This window comes from Streptomyces sp. NPDC050422, assembly GCF_044458665.1.
Taxonomy (GTDB): Bacteria; Actinomycetota; Actinomycetes; order Streptomycetales; family Streptomycetaceae; genus Streptomyces.
This window is the reverse complement of the sequence record NZ_JBITIE010000007.1, coordinates 166,730-186,322: the sequence shown is the minus strand read 5'-3', so window position 1 is coordinate 186,322 and position 19,593 is coordinate 166,730. Positions and strand designations below refer to the sequence as shown.

Below are 19,593 nucleotides of genomic sequence, written 5' to 3'. Positions count from 1 at the left end.
CCCGATTCGCGGGAGGTGTGTGCGGGGCTTCCGGCGGGGTCGGGGTGTGAGGTCGAGGTCGGCGAAGTGGGTGCGGCGTGTGGTGCCTGCAGGGAGCCCGGTCGAGGGGGCGTCGATGCGGTGCGGTAGAGCAGGGACACGATCATCAGGGCAGCATTACAAGTCCCCGTCGACGAGCCTGTAGGCAGGTGCCGACTAGCAGCGATGATTTTATGAGCCTCACACGCCGAGGTCGAGGCGGTCGCGGGCCGGGTGACGGCAACGTAAGCGAGGCGGGCTTCTGCCTCAAACCTTGCCCGCGCGGAGCAAGCCGTGTATTGCCGCGCGCAGAAGAGAGGCCGAACCACTGCCGTCCGCATATTCGGTAACAGCTGATTTTGCGTGCTGTGTGATGAACCCTGTGGCGGCGTGCTTGGCACAGCGGGTGGCCAAGACGATCACGTCTGCCTGTCGGGCCTTTTGACGCAGTTGGGAACTTCCTACGCTGTCGTGGGAAGCGGTCACTTTGAGGCCAGGGACAAGTTGCTGAAGCGTCTCGGTGACTCGATCCAGCACCCGTTGGTCGAGGGAGTACAGCAGGAGTTGGCGCCCCGTTGCCGCCTTGAGTTCCGCTTCGGCTTCTTGCGCTTCGCCTTCACTGGGCTGGCTCTGCCAGTCCAGTTCAATGCCGAGTTCCGTGGACAGACGGCGCGCCATGCTCAGGTCGCCGGGGTCCAAGCGCCCCTGGTGCACGCTCAGTGGTAGCAGCAGCGCCAGGGCGAAGGTCTCTCGCGCGTTTGGCTCGGGGCTGGCTTCCATGACGAGGCGGTCGGCGAAGTCCAGTGCGATGGCGGCTCGCTCGGGGGCAACCCAGCGTTCGCAGGTGTCGGAGAGTTCTTCCAGCAGTTGTTGGTAGGTAGCGGAGGAAGGACTGGACCGCAGCACAATTTCGGTTAGGGCCTGCACGGCCAGCAGGTCTCCCGGACCGAGCCAGTCGTATGCCAGCGCGCAGGTGATCAGGGCGCGTGCACTCAAGGGGGCAGGCTGGCCGTAACCGACGCTATCGATGAAGGCACCCACGTATCGCCAGATCTTTGCCTGGCTGTCGTTAGGGAGATCCTCCAGCACCGTGGCGATGTGCCGGTCGTCTTGGGCCGGTGATGGCCAGTCGGTCCACGCTTCCTGGTCCAGGATGCTGGTCAGGTTGGCATGGCCGTCAGCGACCGCGCTCATCAACTCCGCCCAGGAGGTGGGAGCTGCTGGTGGGGGTGTCGCGTCCGCGTTGTGCGTCAGGGACGCGGGGGCGGGGGGTGCGTGCGTTTCGGAGGGGTTGCTTGTTTGGTGGGTTGGTATGCCGTCCGGTTGGACGTTGCGCAACGTGGCAATAGCGTGGCGAAGGCCCAAGGAAAGGGATTCGAGCGAAGCGCTCTTTTGGAGAGTATCGAGAACCGTTTGGGTGCTTGCCAGGTCCTCTCGGCTCACAGCGGCAACGAGGAGGACGGTGAGAGCTTCGGTGGAGTATGAGGCTTGGGCTTCTTCGAAGGGCGCAAGGGCGAGAAAGCCTCGATCGCGCAAGGTTTGTTGGGCGCCTTGCAGGTCACCGCAGGTGAGTGGTTCGTGCAGGTCGCAGGCGTAGACGGCGTTAAGCACTGCTTCCTTGACGGGGATCGGCGGGTTTTGCCGCACGATGTCGCCCAGGTCGGGGTAGTCGAGCAGTTCCTGGTCGAGGCCAAGGCGGGAGAGCCGTTTGATGCGCAGGTAGGCGAGGTTGACGGCGTTGATGCCGCCTTGCGCTGCCAACTGGTCGAGTGTTGCTTGGGAGGCTGCTTCGCCGCCGGCGGCCAGGGCAGCGTCGAACTCGGCCAGGAGTCGCCCCGTGGGTTTGGTTACGCGCCACAGGCGAGGAGGGCGATTGGCCAGGGTGTGCTGCATGAGCAGGGCAACGTCGGTCAGTTTCTGGCGGTAGCGGCGGTTGGGGTGGGTTTCCAGGCGGAAGGTGGTGGCTTCGCCGGCGAGGTCCAGCAGTGCTGACTCGATCGGGTCGTTGACGTCAAGAGTGCACGGGCGCACGCCTGCGTCGATGAGGTATGTCGGTCCGGCGAACGCGGTAATGATCTGGGCCATGAGTGCCGCGTGCGCTTCGTCGCGGGCGGTGACGTAGATGGCGAAGCGGTCCTGGGCTTGCTGGTAGCGGGGCAGGACGAGGGGAATGTCAGTGCTGCGGCGCAGCAGGTCGACGAAGGGCCGGGCTCGTTCACCTTTGTGGGGGTCGGGGTCCATTCCTGGCCACGCGTCGTTGCCTGGGCCGAAGAAGCGCTCAAGGAGGTCGTTCAGGTCCTGTGTGGTCCAGGGCGGGGCGCTTTGACGTGTGGTGGTCACTGATGCTCCTTCCAACGCTGGGCGAGTTCGAGGCGTGCCTGGCCTGCATGGCTGCCTCCTACCTTGTAGGTCACGGCTTCGTCGTTTTCCAACAAGCCGCGCACGGTGAAGTTCATTGACCCGGTGAGCAGCCAGTCACGGCCACAGATGGTCTTTTCGTGGACGGAGGCGTCTTGCACCACGCGGACGGATTGGGCAGGGGTGCGGCGGTGCAATCGGGCGAGGAAGTGGGCGTTGTGGGGGTCGGGGCGGGTGACGACGGTGAGGGCGGCGCCAGCGGTCACGATCCGGGCGAGGAGGTCGGATAGTGAGCAAGCGCTGGGAGGGGTGTCGCCGAACAGGTCGTCGTATGATCCGTGGCTGTTGTCCAAGACGTGGACGTCGCTGATCCAGGGCGAGACCAGCCACATTCTGGGTCCGGGGAAGAGAAGTTCGCCCGTCAGGGCCGTGGCAAGAATGGTGTCGGGGTTTTCACCGGTGGGTCCGCCGGTTCGTACGGGGCGCTGGAGTCCATTCATTGTGTGGCCTCTCGGATGTCCACTCGTACGTGCCACTGCTGGCCGTGGCGGCTCATGCCTTGCATTTCTCCGTGTACGCGCATCGCGTCTCGGTCGATCGACAGGGCCGGCACCCGGACGATGGCGTCGGCCAGTGCGGTGATGGCTTGGGTGTCTGCGGTCAATACGACGGCGGCGTGTTGGGCTAGTGCGGTTTGGTAGCGCTCTTCCCAGCCTTCTTCCGTGACGTCGATGTGGGGCAGTTGTTCGTCGTGTGCTGCGGTGGCCAGGAGTCGGTCCAGGCTGGCGGGGTGGTCGAGATAGGGGTGGTAGTGCTGGAGATGGTGGTTGCGGGCGTCGCGGCCGCGCGGCCAGAGCAGGCTGAAGGCCTGGTCGGCGGTAAGGCGCGGTCCCGGGCCGGTGGGCATGCGGCCTGATCCGACGGCGTAGGCGATGACGCGGGCGTCGACTTCCACGCCCAGGCGTTGTTCCAGGGACTGCCATCCTTGGACCAATGCCAGTGTGCTGGCGTCGGTGGCGGGAGTGCTGCCGGGGCGCAGCAGTCGGGTTGACAGTGCTGCCACTGCGCTGTGGCGTGGTGGGCCGTCGATGTCCCTCCAGGCCTCGCGCAGTGTTGTCAGCGCTTGGTTGGATTCAGCGGCTGAGGTGTGGGCCCGTAGGGCTGCCATGGCACGTGCTGCTGTGCCGTTGGGTTGGGTGGTCACGTGGCGCAGGAGCCGGGTCACGGTGGAGTCGACGTATTCGTAGTCGTTGGGGGTCAGTGCTGATTCGACCAGGCGCCAAAAGCGCCGCGGGTCTTCGGCGTAGTGCCGGGAGAGCTGCTCGATGACGCCCAGGCCGCCGATCGAGGTTTCACTGAGCCAGATCGCGGCCGCGTTGTGGCTGTGTGCGGGCAGTTCCACGTCCACGATCAGGTCGCCGTCTTGGGCGTCGGGGCAGGCGCGAAGGGCGGCGCTCAAGATGGCTGCGGCCATGGTGTCGGTGTAGGTACGTCGTGCCAGGTTGGCTGTGCGCTCGGCGATGTCCGAGGCCACGAGGAGGTGTCCGGCGCGGTCGAGTGCTTCGATGACAACGGGGTGTTGGCTGAGATCGGTGAGGGTGGCGATGAGGCGTTCGTTGCTCTGTGCGGGTGATGTAGTTGGGTCGTCGCGGTAGAGCACGCTGAGGATCTCGCCCAGGTCGTCTCGCCAGGTTCCGGTGGCGAGTGCCTGGCGGATCGATGCCGGGGTAGGGCTGCTTTCTGCCAGGCCTCGCAGGGAGAACGACGTCAGGTAGACCAGGGCCAGCCAGCCGCGCTGGAATTGGTTGGTCACCTCGATGAGGGCGGCGTCGCTGTCGACGGTGTGGAAGAAGGCGAGGGTGCGCCATTGGGGCGAGGTCAGATACTGGGCGACCTGGGGGTGGCTGGTGTCGAGGGGGGCCAGGGTGAAGGAGGCTGCGTCCACGTTCAGTCGGAAGCCGAGTGCGGCCGGTTCCCCGTTCAGGGTGTAGCGCACGGTGCGTGCGTCGGTGGTGCCCCCGTCGTAGCTGACCTCAAAGCGCGATCCGCATGTCATGCGGCGCACCTCGATGGGGTTGCCTGCCTCGTGGGTGGCGAAGCCCACGCTGGCGATTCGTTGTTCCCAGGGCGAGGGGTGGGGAATATCGGCGGGCAGGGGGCGTGCGCCGGCTTCGATGACGAGTTGTGAGCCCCACAGAGGAAATCCTTGGGACCGGTCGGCGACCTGCTTGTCCGGCTTGCTCAATTGCAGTCGGTGCGGGCGAAGGACGTCGACGTCGGACGATCCTTGGCCGGTGAGGGTTGGGGTCCAACGGCCTTCGGCGGTCGAGACGGGCACGAGGCTGCTGTCGAGTTCCAGGGTGTCCTGGCCCAGCGGCGGGATGGGCAGCCAGGTGCGGTGGTCGTCGTGCTGGTGGCCATAGCGGCGGCTGATTCTTCCCGGTACGGCCTCGCGCAGGGCTCTGGCGATCGGCAGCAGTTCATCGGCGCTGTTCTGCTCAGCCGTGTGGGCTGTGGGCTGCGCAGCGAAGGGCAGAATCAGTGCGACTTCGGGCACGTTCAGGGGGTCGAACAGGGTGCGTGTGACGAACTCCGGCAGCATCGCTCTGGGTTCGGCGCCGGGGTCCTTGTCCTGGAGGACTTGCCAGTCGTTCTTCAGTCGGCGCAGCGCGGTGGGAACGACGCTGAGTAGCAAGGAGCGCGGCTCTTCCCAGAGCAGGGCTTGTACGTCGTCGGCGCCCAGGTGCAGTGACGCCTTGAGGTGGCGGGCCAGGTCGTCTTGGAGAGTGGGAGTGGTCAACAGACTCTCCAGCAGGCGCGCCAAGGCTTCACCGGCGGCTTGCTTTTCCTTGCTGCTGCTTCCCCCGCTGGGTGCGGTCAGCAGCCCTCGAGGGTCGGCCCACCAATGCTTGGGGCGGATCTTGCGTCCGGCCCAGTCCAGCAGTGATTGCGTTCCTTGAATCTTGATGACGAAGCGATTGTGGACTGGAAGGTGGCGTGCGGGTACTTCGGGCTGAAACAGCGCTTCGTAGGCCTGGTAGGCCAGACGGTCGCGACCGTAGTCGGAGAGGGTGATGACGGTGAGGGGGCGCATAGCGCGTTGGCGGCCTGCCCGGCCGCGCCGCTGGATGAAGGCTGCCGCGTCGTGGGGCGCCTTGTGTTGGAGTACCAGTCCCACGCGGGGGTCGTTGAATCCGACCTCGAGGGAAGCCGTCGCAACCGTCAGGTTCGCTTGGAGATCGACCCCAACGTCCTGGGAGGAGGTGCGTGCGATGCGCAAAGCGTGGTTGGCCCTGCCGGCAGCGAGTACATGGCCGATTTTCTCCATGAGGTCCCACGACTGGCCGTCGCGGTAGCGTGCTTGGTGCTGGGCGCGCGTCGGGGCCCGCAACGCTGCGAGAACCGGTTTTCTTCCCGGCTTGCCGTAGCGGTTCTGTCCTCCTTCGGCGTCCCTGAGGTCGTCGTAGAAGCGATTGGTGACGTCCAGGTCGTCGGTGAAGAGGAATCCGGTGGAGCCGTAGAGCGCCGCGTCCTCTTCCGGGTCGAGCATGCGTCCAAAGAGCATGGCTGTCTGGATCGATGTCGACAACAAACTGCTGCCTGCGATCGGATCGCCGCGCAAGGCCAGGGCGTATTCGCGACCCTCGTGGTCCATGCTGTCATCGGTGGGCTGGATGTATTCCACGCGGCTGTCGCGCAGTCCTACCAGGCGGGCGAAGAACCCGGCGGCATCGCGCAGGGTAGCGCTCAGGCCGACGAAAGCGACCGGTTTGCGGACAGCGTGCTGCCAACGGCGCAGCAGCAGGGCGGTTTGGGCTCCGTGGATCCCCGAGTAGGTGTGTACCTCGTCGAGCAGGACGAGGGATGGTACTGCGCCGCCTTGCCAGCCCAGCAGGCGACTGAGGCCGCCTCCGGCGCTATTCAGGTTGAGCATTTCGGTTGTAGTGAACAGCAGGTCAGGAGGTGTGTCTTCCTGAGATTTTCGAGTCAGGGCGAGGAGGCCGTGGGGGATGGTGGCACGGCAGCCTAGACAGGTCAGGCGTTCTTGATTGTTCCGGCGATCAGTATCGCGCCACAGCAGTTCGCCGCGCTCGCACGTGGGGCAGGTCAGGTACGGGCAGACGGCGCCATCGCGTGTGCGTTTCCAGGCGGTACGGGCCGTGGCGCCGGGTTCCAGGCGAGTGTCGTCTTGGCGGTACGGCGTGTCTCCGTACAGGGCTCCCAGCCGAAATGGCCGGCGTCCCAACTTCAGCAGGGCAGGCTCCAGTGAGCGTGCGGTGCTCAGTGCCTCGCGCAACTGGTCCCGTAGGAGTTCCTTGCGGGGATACAACGCGAGCGTGTGCAGGCGGAAGGTGTTGGGGCGGGCGCGCTCGGCCATGGCCGCGAAGGCTGGCAGATAAAAGGCCAGGGTCTTGCCGCTGCCGGTGCCGGCGCCCACGATGACGCCGCTGGAGTGGGGGCGTTGCAGGGCGCCGGTCACTGCCGCGGTGGCCTCGACCTGGAAGCGGGCGAGGTCGCGGGGGCCGATGTTGGTTTGCGCCACAAGGTGTTGAACGGCTCCCCAGCCTGGTTGGCTGTCCAGTTCTTTCAGTGCTGTGGTTGCTGGGATGTTGCGTTGGGGGTAGCGGCGTGGCGCGGTGTGCAGGCGGTAGTCGGCCACGAGTCGTTTGCCGCTTTGCCACCACGGTGTTGATTCATCCCGCGCTTGCCAGGGAAAAAGTTGCCGCAGTTGTGCTGCGAGTCGGACGCTCTCTGCGAGGCGTGTGCGGTACTGCGCAGGGGAGGTGTCGGGCAATTTGAAGAGCCAGGCCCGGTCGCGGAGCCCATAGAGCAGGTCCTCGCTCGACATCTGCGCAATGTCCGCGGGGGCCTTGGGCAGCAAGGTTTCTATGACGTCGAGGACTTCGTGCTCGGTCAGGGATCCGTCGGTGATACCCCACGACAGGAGAGGCAGTTCGCGGTCCTCGAGGGCGTTGAGGACCAGGTTGTAAAAGCGCGCCAGCGCAGGTGAGATCACGCTCGTCTCCTTCGGACTTCCAGGTCGCCATCGAGTTGGCACTGGCGCAGCAGCGCAATTTCTGTGTCGGTGATGTCCTTCAGTAGCTGTGAGGTGCCGGATGCCAGGCGGTCCAGGAGTGTCTGCAGTTCCGGCGGGGGGGCCGGTGCGGTGCTGAGTAGTTCGGCCAGTTCGGCGTGCGCGTTGGCAAACAGGGTGATCGCTGATGCGTCGACTTCTGCGGTCCGGGCGGCTTTGATGAGGTCTTGGTGCAGTGACTTCGCTCGGTTCTGCTCGCCGATGGAGAGCATGACTTGCCGGGCTAGTTCGAGTCCGGTTAGTTGCGTTTGCGTCCACTGCCGCCAGGCCTCCTGACTGTCCTGGGCGATGCGCTCTACTGTTTTCTGTACTGCGGTCGATGCGCGGGTGAAGGCAGCGTTGGGGGGCAAGCCGCCGCCCTCGCATTGGCGGGAGAATGTCGCTAGCCCGGAGTCGATTCCGGACAGGTCGATGTCCGGGCTTGCAGGTTGCGTCATCAGCGAGCGGGCGATACGGAGGTGGCGTTGCAAGGTGACCAGGTGGGTCCGCAAGACGATGATGCGTTCGCTGATACGCCGCGCTTCCTCCTCTCCCTTGGCTCCCTCGTTGAGACGGCGTGCTTCAGCTTGCAGGCGTTCTGCCTTTTGCAGGACAGACAAGGTCCCGCTCATCGGTCTTCTCCCTCTACGTTCAGCGCCTGCCACTCGGTCAGAATGTCCTGAACTGCCCGGGCGGCTTCGTCGCCGTGGGAGTTGGTTCGAGATTCTGCGTGGTCCAAGGCAGCGGTCAGCCAGGTGTCGCTGGCCACGAGAAACTCCTGCACGACCTGCACGGTCGCGCCGCGGTCTCGCGCGGCGGCAGTGATGCCTGCCGCGTGGCGCGCAGCATCAGTGGCGTCTGAAGCGTCGGCTTTACGCAGGTCGTCCTCGAGTTGGTTGAGGAGCTTCCAGTCGACGTCGCGGGCATCTTCCAGCAACTCGGTGATCCGCTTGAGGGTTGCCCGAGGGATCGAGATGCTCGCGTCTTCGGCTGCCGCGAGGGCGTCGCGTACTGCGGCCAGGACCTGCGCGGAAGTAGTACCGCGCGGATGATGCTGGCGAATGACATGCAACTGGTTGCGTAGGGCGGCGTTTTGGCTGTTGACGACGTCGATCCAGTTGGCGAAGTTCCTGACGGCCGGCTTCACGTGGTCCGGCGCTTCCTTCCCTTCCATCTGCCAGTCCCACTGCGTGCACGCCTGACGCAACAGCGGCAGAGCCCGGGCAGCGTCGATCATCCGCGGTTGCCCGATGCCCTGAGCCACGCCCAGTGCGTTGCGAAGCCATTCGACCAGGGCGGGCCTGTTGGGGAGGTGGTACTCCAACATTCTGTTCCATGCAGGATCGCGGTCGGCTGCGTCCTGACGCTTCCATGAACGCCCGTCGTGGAAGGCCGCCGTCAAGAGGTCGGCCTCGTCCATGCCAGGCCATGCAACGCCAGCCAACACGGCACCGATGAGCGAGGCCCTCAGTCCGAGTACCAGTTCATCGTCGGTGATCTGCAAGCTTGTTTGCAGGGCCGTCGTAAAAGACGCAGCGTAGCGGTCTGCTTCCGCGCTCAAACGGCGTACGTGCTCCGCTCGTTGCGCGGTCTGGCCGTTCTTCATCAGCAGGATGCTGTGCAGATAACGGCTGTTGCGCGCGGTCCGGCTGAGGCGAATGGGTGCGGTTGCCGCGCCGGGAAGGTTCTCCGTCGCTCCTTCGATGGAGACCACACGGGCGTTAACGGGCCACACGGCGCGGGCGGTGCTTTGAGATTGTTCCGGCATCAAGGGATCGATCCAGTGGTAGCGCTGGACGACCGCGCCGATGAGTGCGGTGCGCAGTTCCAGAGCAACGGACTGCACGAGCACCTGGTCCCGCGTGAGCCAGTCATCCACTGCTTTGAGCTTGGCCAGAAGCGATCGGGGCAGGTTTGGTTCAGCGCGGACGGGAGCGGTCGTCGACGGCGTGCTGGTGACGGTGCCCCTCTTGTCCCTTTCAGCTTTTACCTGGGTTTTCGGTGTCTGTTTGATCGCTGTGCTGTCGCCGGAGAAGGTGCGGTGTTCCAGGGCAAAGGCGTCGACGACGGCGTTGGGCAGGGCCTCGGCGTGGGTGGGGGCGTTTCCCCAAAATTCCAGGACAAGCTTGCGGCGAGCGGCGTCCAGGTGGTCCTCAGCCTCGACCACTTCCTGCACGTCGGCAGGCAGTGGGTCATCAACGGCTGCCGTGGGGAACTGATAGCGGAAGCGGGCGTCGGGGAAAGAGCCTTCCTTGAGCGCGGTCGCGTGCTCGACCAGGACAGGGCGGATCACACTTCCCAAAACGGTGCGGGGGACGAACGCGTAAGGGTCGCTGCGTGGGGCGGTGGCGTGGATGGTGCGCACCAGCGCAGACTCGTTGAAGGGGTAGAGCCCAAAGCCCTGAGAGGTTGCCCCGAACTGCTCGTGGCAAGGGGTGATCAGAGGGCAGGATTCGCAGTAATTGGCGACCTGTCCGTCGTCCGCGCTTTCCAAGGCGTCCCGTCCAAGGCGGGCAGCGTTCAGATACCGCCCGACGAACGAGGCGATCTCTTCCTCGCCTTGATCATCCTGGGTGAAGGGCACATTGAGGTTGTAGACGTATCCGGCCGTCGCCCGCACACGGGTCAGGGCGGTTTCCGGCAGGTCCTTGAAGTAACCCGTGGTGACAGCCATGAGCGTGCGGATGGGCGCCAGGCTTGCGCTGCCAAAGCGGTTACCCGCCTCGATGACCGCATCGAGAAGATCTTTCTGGACACCCTGAATGAGTGCAAAGTCTTCGATCAGCAGAACTATCTCTTTGCCCTCGCGGGCATACTCCCGCCGCACCTTGAGCATGGCGTCCTGTAGGCGGCCGGAGCCCAGGCTGGCTACCTGCTTGACGGCCGTTTCCAAATGCTGGTTCAGCAGGTCAACGGCAGCCTGCTGCGCAAGGGGGTTACCGGAGATCGCGCCGACCAGCTTGATCGTGATCTGGGCGGCCTGGTGGAGATCGAGCAGGTCGGTCGGCAGATCGTCGATGGTGAAGGCCAAGGGACGGTCTGGTTCGCTATCCGCGCGGTCATGCAGCAACTGCTCTGCCAGGGCGGTGATGAACTTGCCCTGGGCGAGCATGGAGGCGCTCACGTGGGGGTCTTGCAAGATGACGGTCAGGCCGCGGGGGCCGGCCAGGAAACGGGCCTGCTGCGGAACGTCGCGGACCGTGGTGGCGGCCAGGGATTCACTCAGTGCGTTGACTAGTCGCCTGCTGAGCGTCGCCACATCCATACTGTCGGTGAAGCGATGGATGTCGTCGCGCAGTTTGGCCAGGTTGTCGTCCTGGACGTCGGCGAGCAAGGCATCGATGACGGCACGCAGACTCGTCTTGGCCTTTTCCAGGTAGATGACCTTGCGCCTGGCCGAGTCGGGCAGCGTTTCGCCTACCCAGCGCACCAGGTGGGACTTTCCGGTGCCGGAGTCACCCACAATCGGCACCAAAAGTGCACCTGTGTCGGATTTCAGTGCAAGAAACTCATCGCGGACGGCTTTCTCGTCGACCAGGGCGCCGTCGTCCAAAACAGAGCGCCCGTCCAAGCGGGAGCGGCGAATACGCAGCGGTGCATGCGTGGCCAGGAAGACCGCTCGGGAAGGGCTGACTGCTTCGGTGTTGATCGTCGCAGCTGCCGTTTCAGGCTTCCAGCACAAAAAGCCGCGAAGGTCAGCCATTCTGGTCCTCCGAGATGACGATGTCGGACACGTAGTGGGAGGGGCGGTCGGGGTCGTGAAGGCTCAGGATGCGCTGCGCATCCGCATCCTGCTGCAGAACGAGCCAGCCCTCGTCTTCACCGCGCAGGAGGGCAAAGGACAAGGCAGGGCCAGCCGATCGTGCTCCTGGGTCGGGGATGCCCAAGGCCACGGCGTACTCACCGCCGGGAAGCACCGGTAGGGCGGTGCGCAGGGCCTGGGCGGCGTCAACGGCGTTGACGCGTTCCCCGATCGCCCACATCGTCAGCATGGTCTCTTTGATGGCGGCTGTGCAGTCCGGCGACAAGGGACCCCTGCCCGGGGTGGGCAGCAAGGGAGTCGCTCCGAGGCCCAGAGCGGGGGCCCAGTGCACGAAGCGATTCCAGCGGGTGTCATTTTTGGAAGCGGTCCCCGCTTCAGGGTTGAGGTATTCAGACTGCTCAAGCTGAGCAATATCCCAGGTGGCGGCCTCGCCCAGGGGGTCTCGGGACAAGAACCACACAAGCGTACGGGTCAGGTCCCGCGGACCGGTCTGCGCGGGATCCTGCGCCAGTCCCGCGTTGAGGTCACTGTCCAAGACAGCGCGGCGTAGGCAGGTAGCGAATGCGGTGAAGTCCGTGCCATCCACGGTCACAGCATGCCCAGCGAGCCGAATGCAGTTGTCTTCCTCTGCAATCAGTCCCAGGTCCCGCAGGGTGCGTACGGTTTGATCGAAGGTCTTGTTCTCCTTGCCCTCGGTGAGCGCGGGCGGAGTCAAGAAGGACCGTGCCCGGTCGACGGGCAGTGGTTTGCCTTCTGCGGCAAGCAGCCGAACCACGGCCCACATAAAAGGTGGTACCGAGGCTTCCACATTCAGCAGGGCCATCAGAAAGACTCCAGGGCAGTACGTACCCACAGGTGGGCACGGTGGATGGCAATGAGAGGGGTTTTGGGGCGGTCCGGATGCGTCAGGGACCGGGGATGCAGCAGGTATGTCACATCCTGGGACTCAAAGCGCATCGCTGCTTCCGGCCCCATGACGGAATCCTCCGGGTCCATGAGCCAGACCAGGGGGTTGGTGTAGCGGTCGAGGAGATCTCCGTCGGAGTCCACGATGAGGGGATGTGGGCGCATGTCGCGCTGCAGTCGTCGAGTGGAAAGGCGACTGATCCCCGGACCGCCCACGGCTGACATCCCTCGTGCCGCCAACCGCTCGAGCAGTTCGGGTATGAGGTCGTTGAACTCTTGTTGGGTTTCCCAGTAGATGGAAAGGCACGGCAAGTCTGTCCTGAAGCGCTGCAGGGGATCTGCGCTGCTGGTGGGCCAGGACGGCACCGGGGGTCGGGGTTCTACGGCCAGTCGGTAGTAGCCGGCAGCACTCCCCCGCGCGGGGCCGTTCTTGCGGCAGTGCGGGCACCCGCGGCAGGTGACTGCGGTGGTCAAGGTGCCCCCCTGGTACGGCACGCGGTAGTGCTCTGCCAGTGCCTCGCCCCAGCAGCGTTCGCTGCGCAGGATGGTGCGCAGTCGCCCGCCCGCACTGTGCTGGTCGGCGATGATCTGCTGGCGCACCTGGTTGAAGTGGGCGCCGAAGTAGGCAAGGTCATTGGTTTGGCCGTCGGCGAGGATGATGTCGAACTGCTTGCCCAGCGCGGCGTAGAACGCATCGGACTGCTGCTGCCAGGCTGCGTCGGTTTCCTCGGGTGCGCGCACAGGCGGCTCAGGGACGGTCACCGTGATCAGGCCGGCTCTGACCATCAAGTTGAGGATGCGTTCGTTCCAGGTGCGATGTTGGTTGAAGCCTTCGGGCATATCGGCGGGCAGGGAATCAAGGCTGATCCGGTAGGCGCCGCTGGGGGTGGCCGTGCGGTCGCGCCACATGGCACGCCATCGTTTCCAGGCACGACCGGTTGTCAGTTGCGGGTCGCGGTTGAGGCGTTCGGCCAACTCCTCATCCCCGGGGGCTGTGGCCATGTAGGCGATGCAGGGGTTGCCGTCGCGCCCTGCGCGGCCGACTTCCTGGTAGTAGCGGTCGGTGGTTTCCGGTAGGCAGGCGTGGACGACGGTGCGTACGTCGGCGAGGTCGACTCCCAGACCAAAGGCTGAGGTGCCGACGACCACGTCAAACCGGGTCGGGCTGGGCCCGGCAGGCGTGGAGCCCGCCCAGCCTTCCAAGGCAGCGCGACGCTCATCGTCTTTAGAACGGCCGGTCACCTGGGTCACGCGGTGGAAGCCAGCTGACCGAAGCCGCTCAGCCCAGGCTTCGGCGTCCTTAACGCGCGTCGTGTACAGCGCCAAAGGCTTCGGGAGCATGGCGACGGCCTCGATGACAGCTTCCTGCCGCGTTTCAGGGTCCGGGCAGGTGTCGACGTAGTAGCTGGGCTCGTGACGCAGTTGCGCCGCCCAAGCCACCTGTGCCTGTCCTGGTTCGGCAAACAGCTGTTCCAGCAGGGTCACCTGTCGGCTGGTGAGGGTGGCGCTCATGGCCACAGTCACCGGGGCCTGCCCTGCGGGGGCTTTGTGCAGCCAGGTGCGCCGGTGGCTGGCCATGGTTTGAAAATCGGGCCGAAAGCCTGTGCCCCACTGCTCGACCAGGTGTGCTTCATCGATGATGAAGTACTGCAGCAGTCCCGCCTCGGCGGCATCCTCCAGCGGCTTCTTCAGCGCCGTCACCACTGCTTCGGGCGAGGTGAACAGCAGGCGCTGCCGACCGGCGCGGACGTCGTCGCAGATCTGCTGCTTGACCTCCTGCGGCATACCGCTGGTGTAGGCGTAGCGTCCGCTCGGGCTTCGTTTGCCTTGCCGCTCAAGGGTGGCTTGCGTTCTGGCTTCCATGTCCAGGGCCAGGATGACGGTGGGCACGACCACAACGGACACTCCCCCGCGGGCACCGGCCAGCAGGGCTGAAGCCTGCGCGACCGCGGTCTTGCCGTGTCCGGTGGGCAGGCACACGATCGTCGTGGTGCCGGCGGGGGCGAGCGCGACCGCCCGTGCCGCCTGCTGCTGTCCGACGGAGACGTACTCCTGATATCCCAGGGCCTCGTGCCAAAAGGGATCGGCAGGCCGGGGTTCAAGGTGTCGCCGGTGCGGCGAGTCCACTCCGAGGTAGACCTGTTTCAAATCCTTTTGCGCGCTGTCTTGTGCTTCGGGCGTCAGCGCTCGCGGGTGCCACGGCTGGGCGAAGACCCGCAGGCCTCGCTCGGTCGGCAGGGTCCGGCAGGCCATCTGCTCCCACTGCTCGCGGCTGGGCAGTGCCGGATCCAGGGGGACGTCGAGTCCGGTGTTGTTTCCCCTGACGGCAGCCTCCAACAGCACCTGGCGGGTCAGCGCCGCAATGTCGCGCCAGGCGACCGCCTGGGTGTGCTGCGCTGCCTGGTCGGCCAGGGCGTCCTGCAGCCGTCGCAGGGTGCCGGCAGCCGGCTTCGACGGCATCTGGGGCCATGCGGCAAACAATTCCTGGGCCTGCGCCCACGCATCACTCATGGTGCGCCGCCTTGCGGTAGCCGCCCCGCACGATGCAGGTGGCAGCAACCACGCGCACCGAGGGGCGGCTGAGCCCCTCCACGAGATCGCCTGCCACGGCAACATCCAGCAGATAGCTCTCGGTATCCCCCAGCAGATGACCGGCTGCCTGGCGCGCCTGGGCCTGGGCGGTTGCGACGGCGAGTTGCTGGCGTGCCTGCTCCTGCGCCGTGGTGCACCTGCTCACGAGGTCGGTCGCCTGGAACAGGTGGGCCCGGGCCGCGTCCTCGGCCGCTTGTGCCGCATGCCGGAATTCCTGCCAGCCACCGAACACAGCCAGCAGTTGGCCTTGGTTGGTGACGTTGTAGTTCTGATCTCTCTTCGTCTCCTTGCCGTCCTTGTCCTTGCCGTAGGGAGCATTCAGCCAGGCGCAGACCGCCGGGTCGATCAGAGCCGTGGGGTGCCCCGCGCGCGTCCACACCTTGAGGGTGAACGGGGGCATGAGGCGATCAGCCTGCCGCCTCAGCGCGCGCCGGGCCTCCGGTACCTCTTCGAGGCGGCGCAGTGCGGCACTGATGTCCGCCTCCACGAGATACTCGAGTCCGAAGTAGGCCTCATCGGCTCCGCGACAGGCGGGGTCGAAGCGGCGGAAAGCTGTGGCCTGACCGCATTCATCGGTGAAAACGATGTCGGCGAGCAGGTCCACGAAGGGGTTGCCCGCGCGAAACAGCCTGGTTCCCGGAGCCCGCAACGCGGTGGACCGGTTGAAGACCCCCTGTGTCATGTCGGCATGCATGCGCTCGGCAGCTGCTTTGTAGCGGCGTGGGTCGATCAGCGGACGTGAGGAAGCGACGTCGAAGTAATCGCGTTGGTGGCCTGCGACGGTACGCGTGCCGTGCCGGAAGCCCAGTCCACCGTTGTTTCGGTCTGCGTAGTGCACCAGGCCCGTCCGTAGACGTTGCCAGTCTTGTTCCAGGCGATCCAGGGCGGCAGCAATCTGGCGTGTCTGCTCCGACGCCCCATGTACGGACTCCAGCATGTCCATGGTGTCGATATCCCGCTTGGCCTGGCGCAGTTCTTCGCGGATGCTGGGCGCCAGCGAGGTCAGCCGCCCCGGACCGTCGAGGAGGGCTTGCCCCCACACACCGGGCAGAGCAGCGGCAATGGTGTCCTGCAGGGTCGAGGCAGACGCGGTGAACAGGTCGTATCCCTCGTGAAGGACACGGGCCCACGCGCCGCAGAACGCCTCATCGCCCTCGCGGTCGCCCACGCGGAACTGCTGCGCCGGTCGGTGTTGGCGCAGCGATTCCACTCCCCGGTAGCGGTCCACGCGCCCGATACGCTGCTCCAACTGGTTGGGAGACCAAGGTAGTCGCACGTGCACCACCGTGTCGGCGAGTTGCAGGTTCAGCCCGTCCTCGGCGGATGCGTCAACGACAAGGATCTGGGACTGCGTGGTGTCGCGTGCCGTGCGCCAGGCCAGCACGGCCTGCTCGCAGGCGTCCGATCCGATGTCGACGGTGTGCAGGCCCACAACGGCCGCGAGGGCCTGCTCGCGCAGCACATCGGCGACCTGCCCGGCCAGGCTTCCGGGGCCGCAGAAGATCACCGCCCTCGTTCCGGGTCGGACCACCGACAGCAACGCCTTAGCCAGCACCGTACTGGCCGGTACACCGGAGTGGTCGGCGTGCTCCTGGGTGTAGGCGTCCAGCAGGTCACTCTCGCCGGGCACCGGGGCCGGCGCGGCCACGTAGCCGCGTTCCTGATCGGTGAGTCCTGCCTGGTCGGCGGCTTGGCCATCGTGGTGCACGCGCCAGCGCAAGGCAGACAGCACGTCCTTGAACAGGGCTCCGGCCCGTGAGGCGAGTACCGCCAGCGCTATGCCGTAGGCGCTGTGCTGGGTTTCGTCGGCTTGGGTATCCAGCAGGTGATCAGCGATCAGGGTGCGCCATTGCAGCAGCAGCGCCTGGGCCAACTGGTGTTCCCCGGATTCCACCGCGAGCAGGCGCGGGCGGGTACGCCCCCGCACTTCATAGGGCACCAGAGCCGATGCTTCATCGTCGCGCAGCACGGAGGCGCGGCGGTGGCGGATCACTCGTCGATGCAGGCGGTAGGTCTCACTGAGATGAGCCCTCAGTGCCTCGACGCGCACTTCCAGTTCCGGAGCCTGCTCCTCGTCCGCCAGTTGGTCGTCGTCGGTGAGCAGCGCCAGCACCTCGGTGGCCAGACGGTCGAAGTAGCCATCGTGGGGCACCAATTCGCGCAGGTTTTGGATGGTCATCGGCAGCAGTGCCGGGAAGTAGGCATCCAACTGGAAGGCGCCGTTGGCAAAGTCTTTGCGCCGCCGGTAACGCTCTTCGAAGGCGGCGCGGTCGTCCCAGCGGTACAGGTGCTTGTCCAGGAGGTGCAGCAGGCCAAGGTGGGTGACGTAATGAGAGGTCACTGGGGTGGCCGACAACAGCAGCAGGCGCGTGGCCGAGTGGGCGATGCCGCACAGTTCGCGGTAGGGCGACTGCATCGGTTCCCTGATGTTGTGGACGAGGAGATGCGCCTCATCGACGATCAGCAGGTCGGCGTCGCGGTAGGTAGCCCACTTGTCCGGGGTTTCGTGAGCAGTGAAGGTGATGTGTGCCTCGGGGAAGTCATCGATGAAGAACTTCTCCAGCATTTCGCTGCGCCACTGCCTCACTAGGGGGGCCGGTGCGAGTACGACAACCCGCGCGCGCCGGTTGTCGATCAGCGTCTGACGAAGGATGTAGCCCGCTTGGACGGTTTTCCCAAGCCCGACCTCATCGGCCAGCAGGTAGCGCTGCACGGGGTCGGAAAGAACGGTCAGCGCGGCCTGGATCTGGTGGGGGTAGATCTCGGCAGCAGAAGACAGCAGCGCCGGAATGCTTCCGCTGGCGCCGCGCTGGGCGATGAGGCCGTGCAGCATCGGCAGGCGGGCATCATGGTAGTAACCGGACTCGTTGCCTCCAGCGCCCAACGTTGCTACCGGGTTCTTCACCGGTTGATCCCAGCGCACGTGCAACTCCGCTGCTCGCACAGGCGGATGTACATTCGGGTGGTTGGGGAAGCGAACGTAGTACACGCCTGGGTCGTTCCCCTGTACCCGCCCCACGAGCCAGACGCCCGTGCTCGGATCACGCCGATAGACGCGGGTCTCATCCGGCAGGCTCACCGGGGTACACAACCTCTCGGCTACCCACTGCGTCTGCGCAACTGGTTCCGCTATCGATTCAAAGAAGTCGACCTTCGCCTTGTCGCCCTCGACTGCCACGACTCGCCCAACCCCCGGGGAACCGAAGAAGCGAACAAAGTTCCCCACCCTCAGCCTTGACATCACACTTCCTTCACAGGGCGCTCACATCCGGCAGCCTGAAGCGTAAACGCCACCTCTGACAGTCACCCCGCCCGGGTGCGCCGATCCGGTCTGCGATCACGAGACGTAGGGTCACCGCACACCGCACCAACCCTCACTTGGGATAGAGGACGCAACCTGACACTGCATGAGGATATCGAGCGCTCACAGGTTTTCTACCTCTGCGATGCACGCTCACCATGGCGGCGCGGCTCGCATGAAACCACCAACGGCCGGCTGCGTCAGTACTTTCTGACTTGTATCAGTGGTGGTCGTGTTCGTGATCGGGTTGGCCGCCCGTATCGTGCCGCAGGGCGCCGGGCAGGCTGACTCGCGTACTTCATGCCGCTCGGGAGGGCTGGCTCTCTTTGGGTGTGTCGACCGTTGCGGCTGACTCAACAGAGGCATGAGGCCACTCCACGTTCTAGAAGTCGGGATGTCAGTTGCGGATTCCACTGACACGACAGCCGAGAAAGAGGACCGCCCATGACGCTGATCGGCATCGATCCGCACGAGTCGATCGACACAGCCACGGCCGTCGATCCCGAGACCAACCGTGATCTCGCATCGATCCGCACCAACGTGACGCTTTAGGAGTACCAGCGCATGCTGGACTGAGCCTGCCGGGGCTCGAGCGGCGACGGGCCGTCGAGAACGGCAGGGGCCTGGGACGCCATCTGACTTCATGGCAGCTTGCCCGGGGGTAGAACACCCGAACGGGCCGTTAACCCGCTGGACGACGCGTTCACCCGGATCACCTGCGGCACCATCCTGATCAACAAGGCCAACCTTTGCCGGCCAGCGCGACAACCGGTGGCAGGAATTCCACCAGCGCATTTCGACGTGGCCGTCGCCTCGGACCGGGCGAACCGTGTGACGGCGTTCGCCTATCTGGCGTCGGCGATGTCGCTGGCGGAGAGCGCCACGGAGTGCGACGTCCCCGAATGGTCTACCCCGATCGCCGAACTGCTCCACGAGTGGAAGCCGATCTACAGTGGCCTGCGCCTGGTCCTCCGAAACGATCTAGCCCTGGACTCGGTCCGCAATCGCTAGGGGTGCCCGCGGAAGGCTGATTCGCGAAGAACTTGGACTGTCTCCCTGCGGCGCCCCGACGCACCGAGTTGATCGACGCGGGATCCGCCTATCGGGACCGCGCAGTGAAGCTCCGCAAGGGTGCCGAGACCTGCGTCCCGCACTACTTGGTGCATCGAGGACGGGGCCCATCGCCCCGAAGGACGGGGCGCATCGCCCCGAAGGACGGGGCCCATCGCCCCGAAGGGCGAATCCCACGCAGCGCACACGAGGGCCAGCGCAGCGCGAGCTGCTATCGATTGGTGCACGGCACGGCGAGGTCCTGTGCTGATGCCTTCGGGCCGGTCCCCGCAGCGGGCACCCGAGCGCTGGGGTGGATGCGTAGAAGCTGGGGGCGTTTTGAAATGCGGGGTGGGCCGTTTTGGAGGCGTCCGCGTTAAGGCGCTGACCTGGGCCTCGGGGGTTTTCGACACATCCCACGAAGGCGGGGGCTTGCCGAAAACCTTGCCGGAAACCCCAGGGGGGAATGCCGGGCGGAATGAGACAGGCGCCCTGGTCATGCTCCCTTGCGGCGGTGCCGGTTCAGGGTCC

The 19,593-nt window shown here is 65.5% G+C and carries 9 protein-coding genes; 1 reads left to right on the top strand and 8 read right to left on the bottom strand.

All coding sequences use genetic code 11. The features are described from left to right. Positions 1 to 285: 285 nt before the first annotated feature. From dpdD to dpdE, 8 genes are read right to left on the bottom strand one after another with little or no spacing between them, the layout of a single operon-like run. Positions 286 to 2,358, bottom strand: a complete 2,073-nt coding sequence (gene dpdD / locus ACIBJG_RS12525; RefSeq protein WP_399307467.1) for a protein DpdD — start codon at positions 2,356 to 2,358, stop codon at positions 286 to 288. Beyond that, complete coding sequence (gene dpdK / locus ACIBJG_RS12520; RefSeq protein ID WP_319178876.1) at positions 2,355 to 2,876, bottom strand: phospholipase D-like domain-containing protein DpdK; 522 nt, start codon at positions 2,874 to 2,876, stop codon at positions 2,355 to 2,357. The genes dpdD and dpdK overlap by 4 nt, the downstream gene beginning before the upstream one ends. Next, positions 2,873 to 7,393 (bottom strand): protein DpdJ, encoded by a 4,521-nt coding sequence (gene dpdJ / locus ACIBJG_RS12515; RefSeq protein ID WP_399307466.1) that lies wholly within the window; start codon positions 7,391 to 7,393, stop codon positions 2,873 to 2,875. The genes dpdK and dpdJ overlap by 4 nt, the downstream gene beginning before the upstream one ends. Further along, complete coding sequence (locus tag ACIBJG_RS12510; protein ID WP_399307465.1) at positions 7,390 to 8,082, bottom strand: hypothetical protein; 693 nt, start codon at positions 8,080 to 8,082, stop codon at positions 7,390 to 7,392. The genes dpdJ and ACIBJG_RS12510 overlap by 4 nt, the downstream gene beginning before the upstream one ends. After that, complete coding sequence (gene dpdH, locus ACIBJG_RS12505; protein WP_399307464.1) at positions 8,079 to 11,153, bottom strand: protein DpdH; 3,075 nt, start codon at positions 11,151 to 11,153, stop codon at positions 8,079 to 8,081. Before dpdH ends, ACIBJG_RS12510 begins: the two co-directional genes overlap by 4 nt. Next, a complete protein-coding gene (gene dpdG, locus ACIBJG_RS12500) occupies positions 11,146 to 12,036 on the bottom strand; it encodes a protein DpdG (RefSeq protein WP_399307463.1) in 891 nt (296 codons plus the stop codon). Before dpdG ends, dpdH begins: the two co-directional genes overlap by 8 nt. Further along, positions 12,036 to 14,630, bottom strand: coding sequence for a protein DpdF (gene dpdF / locus ACIBJG_RS12495; RefSeq protein ID WP_399307462.1), 2,595 nt, complete (start codon positions 14,628 to 14,630; stop codon positions 12,036 to 12,038). The genes dpdG and dpdF overlap by 1 nt, the downstream gene beginning before the upstream one ends. After that, complete coding sequence (gene dpdE, locus ACIBJG_RS12490) at positions 14,623 to 17,952, bottom strand: protein DpdE (RefSeq protein ID WP_399307461.1); 3,330 nt, start codon at positions 17,950 to 17,952, stop codon at positions 14,623 to 14,625. Before dpdE ends, dpdF begins: the two co-directional genes overlap by 8 nt. Positions 17,953 to 18,813: 861 nt before the next feature. On the opposite strand from dpdE, the gene ACIBJG_RS12485 reads away from it, so the two are divergent. Further along, entirely contained in the window at positions 18,814 to 19,023 is a 210-nt protein-coding gene (locus tag ACIBJG_RS12485; RefSeq protein ID WP_399307460.1) for a hypothetical protein, read from the top strand. Positions 19,024 to 19,593 lie beyond the last annotated feature (570 nt).